This window comes from Skermanella aerolata KACC 11604 (genome assembly GCF_000936425.1).
Classification (GTDB): domain Bacteria; phylum Pseudomonadota; class Alphaproteobacteria; order Azospirillales; family Azospirillaceae; genus Skermanella; species Skermanella aerolata.
Genome location: NZ_AVFK01000008.1, coordinates 191,840 through 205,855 on the forward strand (window position 1 = coordinate 191,840; position 14,016 = coordinate 205,855).

The window sequence follows — 14,016 nt, forward strand, 5'->3', positions numbered from 1 at the left end:
TTTTGGTTTTTTGTATCAGCCGATGCGCTGGATTAGTTTCAGGCAAGTTCCCCCGGCAGTACCAGCCCTTTTTCCTTCACCATGCGTTCGAGTGCCCGTAGCCAGTGATGGTAGTAGGTCGTTCCCAGGTCCGGATCGCCCCGTTTCTGGGCTTCGGCGATCTCCTCCGACAGGACCGCCGCCCACTCCGGCCATGTGAAATGGCCCGCCTCGTGGAGTTTTACCGTCATGGCGAAGGCATGGGCTTCCCAGGGTTCGCGGAACGGCGGTTCGTCTCCCGGCTTCACGGCGCTGCCTCCAGGTAGTCGTCCCACAGATCGACATAGATCGTATCGTTCGACGGTGCGGCGTCGCCCCACAGGTCGCGGCCGCCGAAGCGGACGCTGTAGCAGTGCTGCGGTTTCTTGCCCAGGCCATGGGCATGGGTGTCGGGAAATACATAGACGCCATGGTCGCGGTCTATCGTGCCGATCCGGCCCCGGCAGTAGCGCGGCACCCGGGTATGGCCCGGCGTCGTGATGTCGAGAACGCGTACCTTCGTCCCTGCATTGAACTTGGCCGGCACGTCGTCGTCGAGCTTGGCGCTGGCGCCCTTGGCGAGGATCGCGGCCACGCGTGCCGGATCGGGCGGCGGGGTTTGGGAAATAGCGGCCGGTTCCCCCGTCGCCAGTTCCTCCGCCGAGACCAGGCCGGTTTCGACCGCCAGCCGCTCGACCCCCTTGAACCAGATCTCGTAGTAGCTGCTGCCGAGGTAATCGGCCGGATGCCGGTTTTCGCGGGCATGGCGGGAGGTGTCGATGTTCCAGCGGCCATGGAAGCCGAGGGCGAGGGTGATCGCGAACGCCCGCTTGTCCCATTCGGCATGAAACAGCGGGTCGTTCGGATCGGTGTCGATCGGCCCCATGCCATGCATGCCGCCCATGTCGTGGGCGCCGTTCATGGCACGCTCTCCGGCGTCTTGGCCCTGGTCACGCCGATCATGCTGTCGCGGGTGACCAGTTCGGCCAGTTGCTCCTCGCTGAAGCCTTCCGTACCGGCGGGACGCTCCGGCAGCACCAGATACCGGAGTTCCGCCGTGCTGTCCCACACCCGAACCTCGACCTCGTCGCCGAGGACCGTGCCGAACTCCCGCAGCACTCCGCGGGGGTCCATGACGGCGCGGGACCGGTAGGGAGCGGACTTGTACCAGACGGGCGGCAAGCCAAGCACCGGCCACGGGTAGCAGGAGCAGAGCGTACAGACGACCATGTTGTGGATCGCGGGCGTGTTCTCGACCACGACCATGTCCTCGCCCTGCCGCCCGGTGAAGCCGAACTCCGCGATCGCCGTGGTGGCGTCGCGCAGCAGCCGCTCCTTGTAGGCGGGGTCCGACCAGGCCCTTGCCACGACCTTGGCGCCGTTGCGCGGACCGACCTTGTGCTCGTAGGTGTCGATCAGCGCGTTCAGCGAGTCTGGATCGACCAGCTTCTTGGCGACAAGCAGAGCTTCCAGCGACTTGACGCGCTCGGCCAGGGGAGACGCCGGCGCCGCATGGGGATGCCCATGGCCGTGGCTATGGTTATGGCCATGGCTATGATCGTGGCCGCCCATCGGTCAGACCGTCCCGGCGTCGACGATGAAGGTCTGGGCGGACAGCATCATGCTGTCGTCGGCGCCCAGGAACAGGACCATGCGGGCGACGTCGTGGGGCTGCAACTCGTCCTTGAGGCATTGGCGGGCCAGCGTCGCATCAAGCTTCTCCGGCGTTACCCAAAGGGTCTTCTGACGCTCGGTCATGATCCAGCCGGGCGCCACATGGTTGACCCGGATCCGCGAGGGTCCGAGGTCGCGGGCGAGCCCGCGCGTCAAGCCGACCGCCCCGGCCTTGGCCGCCTGGTACACGGCCAGATCGTCGGTGCAGACCATCCAGGAGGTCGAGCCCAAATTGACGATCGAGCCGCCGCCGGCCTTCGCCATGCCGGGCGCCACCGACTGCGCCATGAAGAACTGGTGCCGCAGGTTAACGTTGAGGCGCTCGTCCCAGTATTCGGGTGTGACATCGGCGATCTTGTGCCGGTCATCGCGCGCCGCGTTGTTGACCAGCACGCGGATCGGCCCGAGCGACTCCTCGATCCGGCTCGCGGCGGCCTTGGCGGCGGTGAGGTCGGTCAGGTCGCAGGCGACGAACAGGGGAGCCGTTTCCCCGGCTTCCTTGATTGTGCCGAGCAGTGCCTCGGCGGCGGCCTGGTCGCGGTCGATGAAGGCGACCTTCGCCCCCTGAACGACGAAGTGAACGACGGTGGAGGCTCCGATCCCCGAAGCTCCTCCCGTGATCAGAACAGCCTTGTCCTTGAGGCTGGGATAGCGGGCGGCGGCTCGCGCTGCCTCGACGTCTGCGACGGTCACGTCAGCCATTTTCGATGCGTTCCTTGCGGTTGGTTCCGGACTTGCGGTCGGTTCGGCAAGACCGGTCGATCAGATGCTGATGCCGCCATCGACCACGTGGATCTGGCCGGTGGTGAAAGCGGATTCGTCGCTGGCCAGATAGAGCGCCATGGCGGCGATTTCCTCCGGCGTGCCGAGCCGGCCCAGGGGCTGGCGCGCGACGAACGCCTTACGGGCCGCTTCCGCGTCGCCCTGGGCCGCGATCCGGTCGTCGAGCGACGGCGTCTGGATGGTACCGGGGCAGATTGCGTTGCAGCGGATCTCCTTGGTCACGAAGTCGGCCGCGACCGACTTGGTCAATCCGATCACCGCCGCCTTGCTGGTGCCATAGACGAACCGGTTCGGGATGCCCTTCACCGAGGATGCGACCGAGGCGATGTTGACGATCGAACCGCCCTGGCCGCGCTCCAGCATGGCCGGCAGGAAGGCGCGGATGATCCTGTACATGCTGCGGACGTTCAGGTCGAAGGAGAAGTCCCAGTCCTTCTCGCCGCATTCCAGGATCGTGCCGTGATGGACATAGCCGGCGCAGTTCACCAGCGCATCGAAGGCGCCCAGCTCGCCGGCCAGCGACTGGATGGCCTGGGCGTCGAGCACGTCGAGCGCCCGGACCTTCAGGCCCTGGGTGCCTTCAAGCTCGGACAGCTTCTCCATATTGACATCGGTGGCGATGACATCGGCGCCCTCACGCGCGAAGGCCAGCGCGGTGGCGCGTCCGATTCCCTGCGCTGCTGCCGTTACAAGGGCGGTTTTGCCGGACAATCGCATTTCTTACTCCCCCAGCGGACCGCGTTTGCCGCGGTTCGGTTGTTCGTTTCCGGAATTAATCTGTCCCCCGGAGTATTCGGGATGCGCACAGTTTCACCCGCCCAAACTGGTATGTCCACTCCCCTGATGAGCAATCCGACAACCTCTTGGCAACATACCGTCCAGACGGTATGTTGCTTTCCATGAACGAGAACTCACCCCGCAAACGCCAGCCCGAGGTTACCCAACAGCGTCTTCTCGACGTGGCCGGGGAATTGGTTACGGAAAGTGGCGTCATCGCCCTGACGCTGGAAGCGGTCGCCAAGCGGGCAGGGGTCAGCAAAGGCGGGCTGCTGCACCACTTTCCCAGCAAGCACGCGCTGCTGATGGCGATGGTGCAGGACATCTCGGACCGCTTCATGGAGCAGGTCGCGGGGCAGGCCGGCAACGATCCGGATGCCCATGGCCGCAGCGCCCGCGCCTATGTCCGGACTGTCGTCGACGAACCCGATCAGGAAATCCGGCGATGGGGGGCCTTGAGCGCCGCCTTCATGTCCGACCCTTCCCTGATGGCGGATTGGCGGGCGAGGCTGGCCGAACAACGTGCGGCAGATGCGGCGGAGGGGACGGATCCGGTCGGACCGATGATCGCCCGGCTGGCCGCCGACGGTCTCTGGCTGGCCGATGTCTGCGGATTGTACGGCATAGACGAAGACATGCGCGGCCGGATCGCCGACCGGCTCATTGCGCTGACGAGATCATGACCGACGCCGGATCGGGGGAAGCCGAATGACATACGCGTTTCTGTTCACCGCCATCGTGCTGGAAGTCATCGGCACGTCGGCCCTGAAAGCATCGGAGCAGTTCACGAAGCTGCTGCCTGTTCTGGTCATGGCCGCTTGCTACGGGACGTCGTTCTTCTTCCTGTCGCTCGTGCTGCGGACCTTGCCGGTCGGCGTCGCCTACGCGATCTGGAGCGGGCTCGGAATCGTTCTCATCAGCTTGGTTGGTGTCGTCTGGTTCAAGCAGCCGCTCGACCTGCCGGCAATGCTCGGCCTGGGCCTGATCGTGGCTGGCGTGGTTGTGGTAAACCTGTTCTCGAGATCGGTCGGCCACTGAGGGACGGTGCGGCTCAGGCCGCGTCGGCCAGTTCAGCGATAGATTCGGCGTCGGCCAGTTCGACCTTGTGATTTTCGAGCAGGCGGATCAGTCCGGCGGTCTTCAGGCAGGTGATGGTGCGGGAAACGGTTTCGATCGTCAGCCCCAGATAGTCGGCGATGTCGGCCCTGCCCATCGGCATGCTGATCCGGGTGGCGTTCAGACCGCGCCGCGCCGCTTTCCGCGACAGGTTCATCAGGAAGGTGCAGAGCTTTTCCTTGGCAGTCTTCCGGCCGAGCAGCACCATCTGGTCCTGCGCGGTCAGCAACTCATTCGCTGTGATTGCCATCAGGCGGCGGCGCACTTCCTGGTTCTCGTCGATCAGCGCGTCCAGCCGGCGGCGTGAGAAGCGCCGCACGGACGCCGGGGTCACGGCTTCGGCGGTGTAGAGGTAGTTTTCGTTGAAGGACAGACCCAGGAAATCGCCGGTTTCCAGGAAGCCGATGATCTGACGGCGGCCGTCGGGGAGCAGCTTGAAGACCCGGATGATCCCGCTGGTCACTTCGAACACGTTGTCGGCGCTGTCCCCTTCGCGGAACAGCGGCTGGTCGCGGTCCAATGCGGCAGGCGTGGCGATTGCGTCGAGGGGATCCGCCGGGCGCTGGCCCCAATTGCTGTTCGCCCACTGAATTCGGGTAGAGGTCTGCGGAAGAGCCGGAGCGAAGGCTCCGATACCCACGGCGGTCGTTCCGGCAATGGCAAGAGCTGGAGCCATGTTGTCTTCCTCTCCGTTTCCACTCGGCGGGCCTTATGGCCGCGTTCCTGCTGTAGCGGAGGTATAGGCCCAACGGCCCCTGTCACTTAAGTTCGGGATTGTACGTAAGGGCTTCTACGTAAGGGGTTTTACCTATGGTCCTCTGACATATGTCAGGTGACTGTATGATGTTGATTTGCTGGAAGAAGGTGACCGGTGGCGGATCGGGAGGCGGCGAAGTATCTCGGCGGACTGGCGCGGCGGGCACGGTTGTGGATCGGCTTGGCGGTCGGCGCCGGGTTCGCCAGCGGATTGCTCCTGCTGGCACAGGCGGGATTGATCGCCTACGTGCTCCACGCATCCATCGTGGACGGGGTATCCAGGTCGGACCTGATGCCGGCGCTATGGACGTTGCTGGCCGTCTACGCCGCGCGCGGCCTGTGCGCCTGGGGTGCCGAGCTCGCGGGCTTCACGGCGGCAGCCAGCGTCCGGGCGGTGTTGCGGCGCGAGCTGTACGGCCACATCGCGCGCCTGGGACCTGCCTACGCGGGAAGCAGGCACAGCGGCGACCTGGCGACCGTCCTGATCGAGCAGGTCGACGCCCTGGACGGCTACTTCGCCCGGTTCCTGCCGCAGATGGCGCTGTCGGTACTGGTGCCGCTGACGCTTCTGGCCGCGATCTTCCCCGTCAACTGGGTGGTCGGCGGCATGTTGCTTCTCGCGGCTCCCTTCGTACCGCTGTTCATGTCCCTGATCGGCATGGGCGCCGCAGCGGCCAGCAAGCGGCAGTTCGAGGCACTGGCCCGCATGGGCGGATACTTCCTGGACCGGCTGCAAGGACTGACGACACTGAAACTGTTCGGTCAGGCGCGGCGCGAACTTGACCTGATCGGCAAGGTTTCGGACGAGTACCGCCAGCGCACGATGGGCGTCCTCCGCATCGCCTTCCTGTCCTCCGCCGTCCTGGAGCTTTTCAGCGCGATGGCGGTCGCGGTGGTTGCGGTCTATGTCGGCTTCAGCCTGCTGGGCTATGTCCATTTCGGTCCCAGCGGCGGCGTAACGCTGGCGACGGGCTTGTTCGTGCTGATGCTGGCGCCGGAATTCTTCCTGCCGCTCCGCCAGCTTGCCGCGCATTATCATGACCGGGCGGCGGCGGTCGCGGCCGCCGGGCAGATCATGGCGGTACTCGATACCCCTGCCGCACCACGCGGCGGCATCCGGCCGCCGGCCGATGCCGGCCCTATGGCGCTCGACATGACCGGCGTCAGCTTCGCCCATGGCAGTGGGGAGGGAGCGAGACCCGTATTGCAGGATGTCACCCTGAGCGTGGCCGCCGGAGAGCGGGTGGCGCTGGTGGGGCCGAGCGGCGCCGGCAAATCGACGATCATCGGACTCTTCCTCGGCTTCATCAGGCCCGCCGCCGGAACGGTGACGATCGGCGGGCTCGAGGTCGGCCGGATCGATCCGGCCACCGTCACCGCCTGGGTCGGCCAGAACCCGCACCTGTTCCACGGTACGATCTGGGAGAACATCCGGCTCGCCCGGCCCGATGCGACCGATGTCCAGGTCGATGAGGCCGCCGATGCCGCCCATGTCTCCGACTTCGCCGACCGTCTGCCCAATGGGCTGGAAACGCCGATCGGCCAGCGCGGTCACGGCATCTCGGGCGGCGAGGCGCGCCGGGTCGCCCTTGCCCGCGCCTACCTGAAGGACGCGCCGGTCCTGCTGCTGGACGAGCCCACGGCCGGCCTCGACCCGGAGAATGAAAGGCTCGTCCTGTCAGCCCTGGACAGGCTGGCGCGAGGGCGGACGGTACTGATCGCGACGCACAGCGCATCCGGGATCGGCTGGGCTGAACGCCGGATCGAAGTCGGCGGCGGCAGGCTGGAGGTGGTCGATGCGTGAGCTTTGGCCCTTTCTGAAGCTGTTCCGCCGCCACGCCCTGCGCATGGCGTTCGGCGCGCTGCTGATGCTGGTGACGCTGCTCGCCGGCATCGGGCTTCTCGGCGTGTCCGGCTGGTTCATCACCGGCAGCGCCCTGGCCGGTCTGGGGCTGCTGGGAGGCGCCGCCTTCAACATCTTCACTCCCAGTGCCGCCATCCGGGCCGCCGCCCTGATCCGGACCGGCGGCCGCTATGCCGAGCGTCTGGTCAACCATGAAGCGACGTTCCGCCTGCTTGCCGACCTTCGCCGCTGGCTGTTCGCCAGGGCGATCCCGCTCGACGCCGGGCAGATCGCCCGGCTCACCGGCGGCGACTTGCTGACGCGTCTGACCGCCGATATCGACGCGCTCGACAACCTTTATCTTCGGGTCGTGGCGCCCAGCATGGTAGCGGTCATAGCCGCCATCGCCGTCCTGGTCCCGCTTGGCTGGATCGATCCGGCCGTGGCGCTGACGACGGCAGCCTTGATGCTGGTATCGGGCCTCCTGGTGCCCGCGCTTGCGGCCAGACTAGGTGCCGGCGCTGGCGCCGACATGGTCGGCATCGGCGCCCGCTTGCGGTCCCATGCGGTGGACGGCGTTCAGGGCCTGGCCGACCTGCGGGCTTTCGCTGCGGAAGCGCGCCAGGGGGCGGCCATCGCACAGGAAACCGACGGCCTGATCGCCCGCCAGCGCCGGATGAGTTCGATCACCGGACTTTCCTCCGCCCTCTCCCTGATGGCCGCGGGCGGCGCCGTCTGGCTTGCGTTGTTCCTGACGACCGGCCAGGCAGGCGAAGATCGCCTGGACGGCCCGTTGATCGCCCTTGTCGTCTTCCTGGTGATGGCGCTGTTCGAAGCGACGGCACCTCTGCCGCTCGCCTATCAGTTCCTGGGCCGGACCAAGGCTGCGGCACGGCGGCTGACCGAGATAGCCGACATGCAGCCCCGCGTCGGCGACCCGGAACATCCTGTTCCAGTTCCGGACCGTCATGACCTGATGTTCGACGGCATTAGCTTCGGCTATGGCAAACCTGTCCTGGACGATCTTCGGCTTCACCTTCCGGAAGGTCGCACCGCCGTTCTGCTGGGGCCGAGCGGCTCCGGCAAATCGACCCTGGCCCAACTGGCTCTCCGGCTGATCGACCCGGATACTGGCAGCGTGACCCTGGGTGGCGTCGATCTCCGTAGCCTTCGTCAAGAGGACCTGCACAGCCGCATCGCGTATGTCAGCCAGAACACCCACCTGTTTGCGGCCGACATCCGCGACAACCTGCTGATCGCCCGCCCCGGCGCGACCAACGACGAGCTATGGGACGCGCTGGAAACCGTCGACCTAGCCGATTTCGTCGAAAGCCTTCCTAATGGCATCCTGACCTGGGTCGGCGAGAACGGCGTGCTCCTCTCCGGCGGCCAAGCCCGCCGCCTGTCGCTTGCCCGAGCGCTCCTGAAGGACGCTCCGGTGATGATCCTGGACGAGCCGACGGAGGGGCTGGACACGGCGACGGAAGCGGTCGTGATGCAGGCCCTGCGGCCGAAGATGGCAGGACGCACCGTCCTGCTGATCACCCACCGCGAAAGCCTTGTGACCAGTAGCGATCTGGTATGGCGAATGGAAGAAGTCTAAGCCTCGCGGCGGCACGTGCAGATTGTTCTGTTCGCCACTATCCACCAGCTGGTGTGTTGATCTGGAAGCATCAATCCAGGCGAGGAGCGCTTCTCATGCACATACGATCTGCAACCTTCGCTGCGGCGGTAGCGGTGTGTTCCCCCGGCGCCAGTGCGGCACTGGCCGCAAATGCCGTCGGTCAGCCCGACGACCTGCTGAAGCGCGCCGAAGCTGAGCGGCCCGATTTCCTGGCGACGCTGGAGCAGCTTGTGAGCGTCGATACCGGCACCGGTCATGGTCCGGGGCTATCGAAGGTCGAGGTCATCCTGACCGAGCGGCTGAAAGCGCTCGGCGCCGATGTCCGCGTGACCGACGCCAAGCCGTCAACCGGCAGGAACATCGTCGGCACGCTGAAGGGGCAGGGGGAGGCGAAGTTCCTGCTGATGGTCCACTACGACACCGTCTTCCCCGAAGGCACCGTCGCCGAACGTCCCTTCCGCGTCGAGGGCGAGCGCATCCGCGGTCCCGGCGTGGCCGACGCCAAGGGCGGCCTCGCGGTGATCCTCCATTCGCTGAAACTGCTTCAGGATGCCAAGTTCGACCGCTACGGCACGATCACCATCCTGTTCAACCCGGATGAGGAAATGGGCTCGCGCGGATCGAGAGACACCATCGCGGAGCTGGCCGCTCGGCAGGACTATGTCTTCTCCTACGAGCCGCCCGACAGCGATGCAGTCACGGTCGCGACGAACGGCATCAACACCGTCTTCCTTGACGTGAAGGGCAGGGCGTCGCACGCCGGGTCGGCTCCCGAGGAAGGCCGCAACGCCGTCACCGAACTGGCTCATCAGCTTGTCCAGCTGAAGGACCTGGGCGATCCGGCGAAGGGAACGACGGTCAACTGGACGGTCGCCAAGGGAGGCGACAAGCGGAACATCATCCCGGCTCAGGCTTCCGCCGAAGGCGACATGCGCTATTCCGACCTGGCCGAGTACGACCGTGTCCTGGCCGATGGCAAGCGGTTGATCCGGAACACCCTGATCCCCGATACCCAAGTCGAGTTCCGCATCGAGAAGGGCCGTCCGCCGCTGGTGAAGAATCCCGGCTCCGACCGGCTGGCGGGGCTCGCTCATGACATCTATGCCAAGACCGGGCGCGACCTGAAACCCGTCGCCATGCGCTTCGGCACCGATGCCGGCTATGCCTATGATCCGAAGAACCCGAGGCCGGCCATTCTGGAAACGATGGGATTGGTCGGTGCCGGCCTTCATTCCCCGGAGGAATATGCCGAGATGTCCAGCATCGCCCCACGCCTGTTCCTGACGTCCAGCTTGATCATGGAGCTGTCGCAGACCGGAACCGCCAAAACCGAGTAAGGTTATTAACCTTAAGGCGTAGTTAACCATACCTCGCTTATCTCAGTCCATCCACGGGCGGCGGTCGCCCAGGATTGAGGTGGTGTGAGGTATCCGGTTATGAACAAAGGGTTTTTTCTGCTGACGGCGGCGGCTGCGTCGGCATTGCTGCCGCTGTCGTCGGCTCAAGCCCGTGAAGCCTTTACGGCTGTGCTGAGCGCCAATGGCGAAAGCAGGACCTACAGCTACGACAGCATCGAGGATGCGATCGACAGCGTATCCGGTACCAGCCTTAGATCCCTGCTGCCCTCGTACCGCGACAATGCTCCGGCCTCGGCGTCGTTCAATCTTCGCGGTCTGGCTGCGACGATCGAGTATCCGACCGCCGGATCGACCATAGTGTTGAGGGTGCCCTCCGCCGGGATCGAGCGCACCTTCACTGGGGCTACGCGCGATGAGGCGCAGGATGCGGTCACCGACTACTTCAAGGGCGCCGGCGGAGCCGACGTGACCAAGGTTCTCCAGGCCGCTGTCCGGGAGACCGCGATCGATCCGGTGGCCGGCAATCCGGACAGTTTGATGTCGCTGATGGGCGAAGCGGATTTCGCCCAGGGTACCGACGCGCTGGGCGCTGCGACAGGTTCGGGAGCGCCCAATCTTCTGGGGTTCAGCGTCGAGGGCGGACGGGGCACGGCGTCCGGCGGCTACGACCAGGACCGCGTGTCCGGTAAGCTCTCCTACCGTTTCAACTTCGAGGAAAGCAACGCCGCCGTCCTGGTCGACCTGCCGGTCAACTGGGTGCGCAGCGGAGAGTCCGACAGCTTGTCGGGATCGTTCGGCCTAGGCGTCCGGCTTCCCGTGATCGACCGCTGGTCGATCACTCCCGCCGTCCGTGCCGGTGTCGCGGGATCGATCGATCTCGGCGCCGCCGCGGTGGTTTATTCAGGATCGGTGACCAGCGACTTCCGCTGGGACTGGAACGGCTGGCATTTCGGCCTGGGCAACATGGCCGGCCTCTATCGTGCCACGGGTGTCTCGGTCGGCGACTACGACATCGATTACGACCTTACCAACGTGATCCTGCGGAACGGCATTTCCATCTCACGCGACCTGACGGAAGGTCCGGCGCCGCTCCGCGTGACGGCCGCATTCACCGACAGCCGTTACTTGGGCGACGATCTTTATGTTGAGACGTTTGACGAAATCGCGGTCAGCTTTTCCAAGGGCACCGACAACGGCCGCTTCAGCTTCGATTGGGTCGAACTCGGTGCGGCATACGGATTCGGCGACGATTACCAGAGGATCATGGGCAAGCTGAAGATCCGCTTCTGAGCGGCTTGGGTGCCGCCCGCGGGCGCAATCGCCGGCCGGCCTGTCAGTGACAGGTCGGCGGAGCGGTCTCCCGGGGGGACTTGCGCGCCAGCGCCGTCTGGATCAGGTCCACCAGACGTTCGTCGTCGAACGGCTTTTCGATGAAGGCTATGACACCGGCTTCCAGAGCCCGCGCCTTGGTGGCAGGGTCGCCGCGTCCCGTGATCAGGATCACCGGCATGTCGTTCAAACGCGAACCGTAGCGCTCCATGAATTCAAGGCCGCTCATCACGGGCAGATGAAGATCGAGCACGAGACATCCGGCATTTTCCCCATCGAACCTTTCCAGGAATTCCGGACAGGACGGAAAGTCTTGGACCGGCATGCTATAGGATTCGAGAAGGGTTTTCAGAGAATCACGGACAGGCTCATCGTCATCTACGAGGAACACGGTCCTGTTTGATTCTGAAATCACGACACCCACCTCCCGCGACCTGCTAACTGGCGCAATGCCGCATACGCCGGTACTGCGTCATCTTGATGCACAGTAGGCTTCGGCGTGGCCGCGCGAAATACGCAATACTCCCTATGTTCAATTCCGCCGGTCAGCCCGATGGCGGTGAAATGCCGGATTCGAGCGCCATCCGGACGAGCTGCGACAAACTGCGCGCCTGCATCTTCTCCATGACCCGCGCGCGGTGGATCTCCACGGTACGCGGACTGATGTCGAGGTCGAAGGCGATGACCTTGTTGGCGCGTCCGGCTACCAGCCCTTCCAGCACCTCCCGCTCGCGGGGAGTGAGGGAAGCCAGCCGCTGGGCGATTTCCGGATTGGCTGCGGGCCGCAATTCGAGCGCGCGGCGGACGGTTTCGATGATGACGGTGTCGTCGAACGGCTTCTCGATGAAATCGACGGCGCCGGCTTTCATGGCCCGCACCGCCAGAGGCACGTCGGCATGCCCGGTCATCACGATGACCGGAAGCTGGCGATTGCCGGCCGCAAGACTTTCCTGAACTTCGATGCCGCTCATTTCCGGCATGCGCACGTCGATCAGCAGGCAGCCCGGCCGTCCGGGTGCGGAAGAGCCGAGGAAATCCAGCGGCGATGCAAAGGCTTCGACCGTGAAGCCGGCGGATTCCATCAGGATCTGAAGCGAATCGCGTACGGCGTCGTCATCGTCCAGGATGAAGACGGTCGGTTGCCCATTGTTCTCAGCAGGTGTCGTCATCATGATTCTCGGGACGGGCGGTTTCGACCGTGAAATGGAAAGTGACGCCGCCATCCGGATTCGGCGTGGCCCACAGGCGGCCGCCATGGGCGTCGATGATCGAGCGGGATATCGACAGGCCCAGTCCCATGCCCTTCTGCTTGGTGGTGATGAAGGGCTGGAACAGGTTGGCCGCCACGACCGGAGCCAGACCGGGTCCGGTATCGCTGACGGTCACTTCCACCATGTCGTCATACGCTGCCGCCGTGCCTATCGTCAGGTCGCGGACAGGTGACTGGATCAGTGCCTCCATCGCGTTGCGGACCAGATTGAGCACCACCTGCTGGATCTGGATCCTATCGATCCAGACCGGCGGGGCATTCGGCGCCAGTTGGAAGTTTACCCGGATATTCTCCTGCTTGGCGCCGACCAGTGCAAGAGCGCTGGCTTCCTCCACGACCTTGTTGATGGCTTCCAAGGTCCGGTCGGTCTGCCCCTTTTCGATGAAGTCGCGCATCCGACGGATGATCTGACCGGCGCGGACCGCCTGCGCCACCGCCTTGTCCATGGTTTCCAGGACCTTGGGCGAAGGCTTGGTTTCGGCCGCGTCCATCATGCGGCGGCAGGCTTTGACATAGTTGGTGATGGCTGTCAGGGGCTGGTTGAGTTCATGCGCCAGCGTGGACGACATCTGGCCCATCGCGCTGAAGCGGGACACGTGCAACAGCTCGCTTTGCAGGTCCTGAAGCCGCTTTTCCGCGTGCTGGTGCTCGGTCAGGTCACGTACGAAGCCGGTGAACAGCCGGCGGCCGCCAAGATTTACCTCACCGACGGCCAGATCCATCGGGAACGTGGCGCCGTCGGCCCGCTTGCCGACGACGACCCGGCCGATGCCGATGATCCGCTTCTCGCCGGTCGTCAGATAGTGGTCCATGTAGCCGTCATGGGCGGCGCGGTAGGGCGCCGGCATCAGGATGCTGACGTTCCGGCCGACCACGTCGGTCGAGGAGTACCCGAACAGGCGCTCGGCGGCAGGGCTGAAGGACTCGATGGTTCCCAGATCGTCGATCACGATGATCGCATCCGGAACCGTCTCCAGGATGGATGTCAGGCGAGCCTTTCGCTCCAGCAGGTCGTTTTCAAACTGCTTTCGTTGCGTGATGTCGCGAAGGATGCCGATGAAGACCTTGCCGTCGCCGCTGCCGGCCTCTCCAACCGAAAGTTCGAGTGGAAAGACCGTCCCGTCCTTGCGCCGGCCATGGACTTCCCGCCCGATGCCGATGATGCGGCGATGCCCGGTTTCATGGTAGTTGCGGAGATATGTATCATGCTCCTCCTGGTAGGGAGCGGGCATCAGCATCTTGACGTTCCGACCGACGACTTCATGGGTCTCATAGCCGAACAGGCGCAGGCAAGCGGGATTGCAGGTCTGAACCCGACCGGTACAATCGATGATGACTATACCGTCGGGAGCAGTCTCAATCAGCGTTTGCAGCTTAAGATCATCCGCCGGTGATTGGGAGGGCTGGCTGTCCACGTTTATTATGCTCTGGCGCGTCCATGTGAGTCAGGAGCTTACCAGAAAAATTG

Annotated in this window: 15 protein-coding genes; 6 read left to right on the plus strand and 9 right to left on the minus strand. The window is 64.8% G+C overall.

Annotated features, from left to right (window positions below; genetic code table 11):
- Positions 1-38: 38 nt before the first annotated feature.
- Genes N826_RS44770 through N826_RS12910 form a run of 5 tightly spaced genes read right to left on the minus strand, consistent with a single transcriptional unit; the run spans position 39 to position 3,192 of the window.
- Complete coding sequence (locus tag N826_RS44770; RefSeq protein ID WP_211099269.1) at positions 39-287, minus strand: nitrile hydratase accessory protein; 249 nt, start codon at positions 285-287, stop codon at positions 39-41.
- On the minus strand, positions 284-940 hold the full coding sequence (gene nthB / locus N826_RS44775) for a nitrile hydratase subunit beta (RefSeq protein WP_044429280.1): 657 nt from the start codon (positions 938-940) through the stop codon (positions 284-286). Before nthB ends, N826_RS44770 begins: the two co-directional genes overlap by 4 nt.
- Positions 937-1,590: a nitrile hydratase subunit alpha gene (gene nthA, locus N826_RS12900; RefSeq protein WP_044429283.1), complete on the minus strand. Its 654-nt coding sequence runs from the start codon at positions 1,588-1,590 to the stop codon at positions 937-939. Before nthA ends, nthB begins: the two co-directional genes overlap by 4 nt.
- A gap of 3 nt (positions 1,591-1,593) precedes the next feature.
- Positions 1,594-2,394 (minus strand): SDR family NAD(P)-dependent oxidoreductase, encoded by an 801-nt coding sequence (locus N826_RS12905; RefSeq protein ID WP_044429284.1) that lies wholly within the window; start codon positions 2,392-2,394, stop codon positions 1,594-1,596.
- Between the two features lie 60 nt (positions 2,395-2,454).
- Positions 2,455-3,192: an SDR family oxidoreductase gene (locus tag N826_RS12910; protein WP_044429286.1), complete on the minus strand. Its 738-nt coding sequence runs from the start codon at positions 3,190-3,192 to the stop codon at positions 2,455-2,457.
- Between the two features lie 182 nt (positions 3,193-3,374).
- Between N826_RS12910 and N826_RS12915 the strand changes: the two genes are divergently transcribed.
- Together N826_RS12915 and N826_RS12920 are read left to right on the plus strand one after the other, a co-directional pair.
- Positions 3,375-3,935 (plus strand): TetR/AcrR family transcriptional regulator, encoded by a 561-nt coding sequence (locus N826_RS12915; protein WP_044429422.1) that lies wholly within the window; start codon positions 3,375-3,377, stop codon positions 3,933-3,935.
- 25 nt (positions 3,936-3,960) lie between these two features.
- The gene (locus tag N826_RS12920; protein WP_044429287.1) at positions 3,961-4,290 is read left to right on the plus strand and encodes a DMT family transporter; all 330 of its coding nucleotides are present in this window, start codon (positions 3,961-3,963) and stop codon (positions 4,288-4,290) included.
- A gap of 13 nt (positions 4,291-4,303) precedes the next feature.
- On the opposite strand, the gene N826_RS12925 is transcribed toward N826_RS12920, so the two are convergent.
- The gene (locus tag N826_RS12925; RefSeq protein WP_052831147.1) at positions 4,304-5,044 is read right to left on the minus strand and encodes a cyclic nucleotide-binding domain-containing protein; all 741 of its coding nucleotides are present in this window, start codon (positions 5,042-5,044) and stop codon (positions 4,304-4,306) included.
- Between the two features lie 195 nt (positions 5,045-5,239).
- Between N826_RS12925 and cydD the strand changes: the two genes are divergently transcribed.
- From cydD to N826_RS12945, 4 genes are all read left to right on the plus strand, one after another.
- Positions 5,240-6,928 carry a thiol reductant ABC exporter subunit CydD gene (gene cydD / locus N826_RS12930; RefSeq protein WP_044429288.1) on the plus strand — a complete coding sequence of 563 codons (1,689 nt, stop codon included), beginning with the start codon at positions 5,240-5,242 and terminating at the stop codon, positions 6,926-6,928.
- The gene (cydC, locus tag N826_RS12935) at positions 6,921-8,570 is read left to right on the plus strand and encodes a thiol reductant ABC exporter subunit CydC (RefSeq protein WP_063772249.1); all 1,650 of its coding nucleotides are present in this window, start codon (positions 6,921-6,923) and stop codon (positions 8,568-8,570) included. Before cydD ends, cydC begins: the two co-directional genes overlap by 8 nt.
- 95 nt (positions 8,571-8,665) lie before the next feature.
- On the plus strand, positions 8,666-9,928 hold the full coding sequence (locus N826_RS12940) for a M20/M25/M40 family metallo-hydrolase (RefSeq protein ID WP_044429289.1): 1,263 nt from the start codon (positions 8,666-8,668) through the stop codon (positions 9,926-9,928).
- Between the two features lie 99 nt (positions 9,929-10,027).
- On the plus strand, positions 10,028-11,239 hold the full coding sequence (locus N826_RS12945) for a hypothetical protein (protein WP_044429291.1): 1,212 nt from the start codon (positions 10,028-10,030) through the stop codon (positions 11,237-11,239).
- A 43-nt stretch (positions 11,240-11,282) separates the two neighbouring features.
- Here N826_RS12945 and N826_RS12950 read toward each other — a convergent pair whose 3' ends face one another.
- The 3 genes from N826_RS12950 to N826_RS12960 all read right to left on the minus strand — a co-directional run bounded on the left by N826_RS12950 (position 11,283) and on the right by N826_RS12960 (position 13,963).
- The gene (locus tag N826_RS12950; RefSeq protein WP_345769877.1) at positions 11,283-11,702 is read right to left on the minus strand and encodes a response regulator transcription factor; all 420 of its coding nucleotides are present in this window, start codon (positions 11,700-11,702) and stop codon (positions 11,283-11,285) included.
- A gap of 121 nt (positions 11,703-11,823) precedes the next feature.
- Positions 11,824-12,447 carry a response regulator FixJ gene (fixJ, locus tag N826_RS12955; RefSeq protein WP_044429429.1) on the minus strand — a complete coding sequence of 208 codons (624 nt, stop codon included), beginning with the start codon at positions 12,445-12,447 and terminating at the stop codon, positions 11,824-11,826.
- Entirely contained in the window at positions 12,431-13,963 is a 1,533-nt protein-coding gene (locus N826_RS12960) for a PAS domain-containing sensor histidine kinase (protein ID WP_052831151.1), read from the minus strand. Before N826_RS12960 ends, fixJ begins: the two co-directional genes overlap by 17 nt.
- Positions 13,964-14,016: the final 53 nt, after the last annotated feature.

Coding starts and splice junctions, on each gene's coding strand:
- nthB (WP_044429280.1), bottom strand. CDS start 940: ATGAACGGCGCCCACGACATGGGCGGCATGCATGGCATGGGGCCGATC.
- nthA (WP_044429283.1), bottom strand. CDS start 1,590: ATGGGCGGCCACGATCATAGCCATGGCCATAACCATAGCCACGGCCAT.
- N826_RS12905 (WP_044429284.1), bottom strand. CDS start 2,394: ATGGCTGACGTGACCGTCGCAGACGTCGAGGCAGCGCGAGCCGCCGCC.
- N826_RS12910 (WP_044429286.1), bottom strand. CDS start 3,192: ATGCGATTGTCCGGCAAAACCGCCCTTGTAACGGCAGCAGCGCAGGGA.
- N826_RS12915 (WP_044429422.1), top strand. CDS start 3,375: ATGAACGAGAACTCACCCCGCAAACGCCAGCCCGAGGTTACCCAACAG.
- N826_RS12920 (WP_044429287.1), top strand. CDS start 3,961: ATGACATACGCGTTTCTGTTCACCGCCATCGTGCTGGAAGTCATCGGC.
- N826_RS12925 (WP_052831147.1), bottom strand. CDS start 5,044: ATGGCTCCAGCTCTTGCCATTGCCGGAACGACCGCCGTGGGTATCGGA.
- cydC (WP_063772249.1), top strand. CDS start 6,921: ATGCGTGAGCTTTGGCCCTTTCTGAAGCTGTTCCGCCGCCACGCCCTG.
- N826_RS12940 (WP_044429289.1), top strand. CDS start 8,666: ATGCACATACGATCTGCAACCTTCGCTGCGGCGGTAGCGGTGTGTTCC.
- N826_RS12945 (WP_044429291.1), top strand. CDS start 10,028: ATGAACAAAGGGTTTTTTCTGCTGACGGCGGCGGCTGCGTCGGCATTG.
- fixJ (WP_044429429.1), bottom strand. CDS start 12,447: ATGACGACACCTGCTGAGAACAATGGGCAACCGACCGTCTTCATCCTG.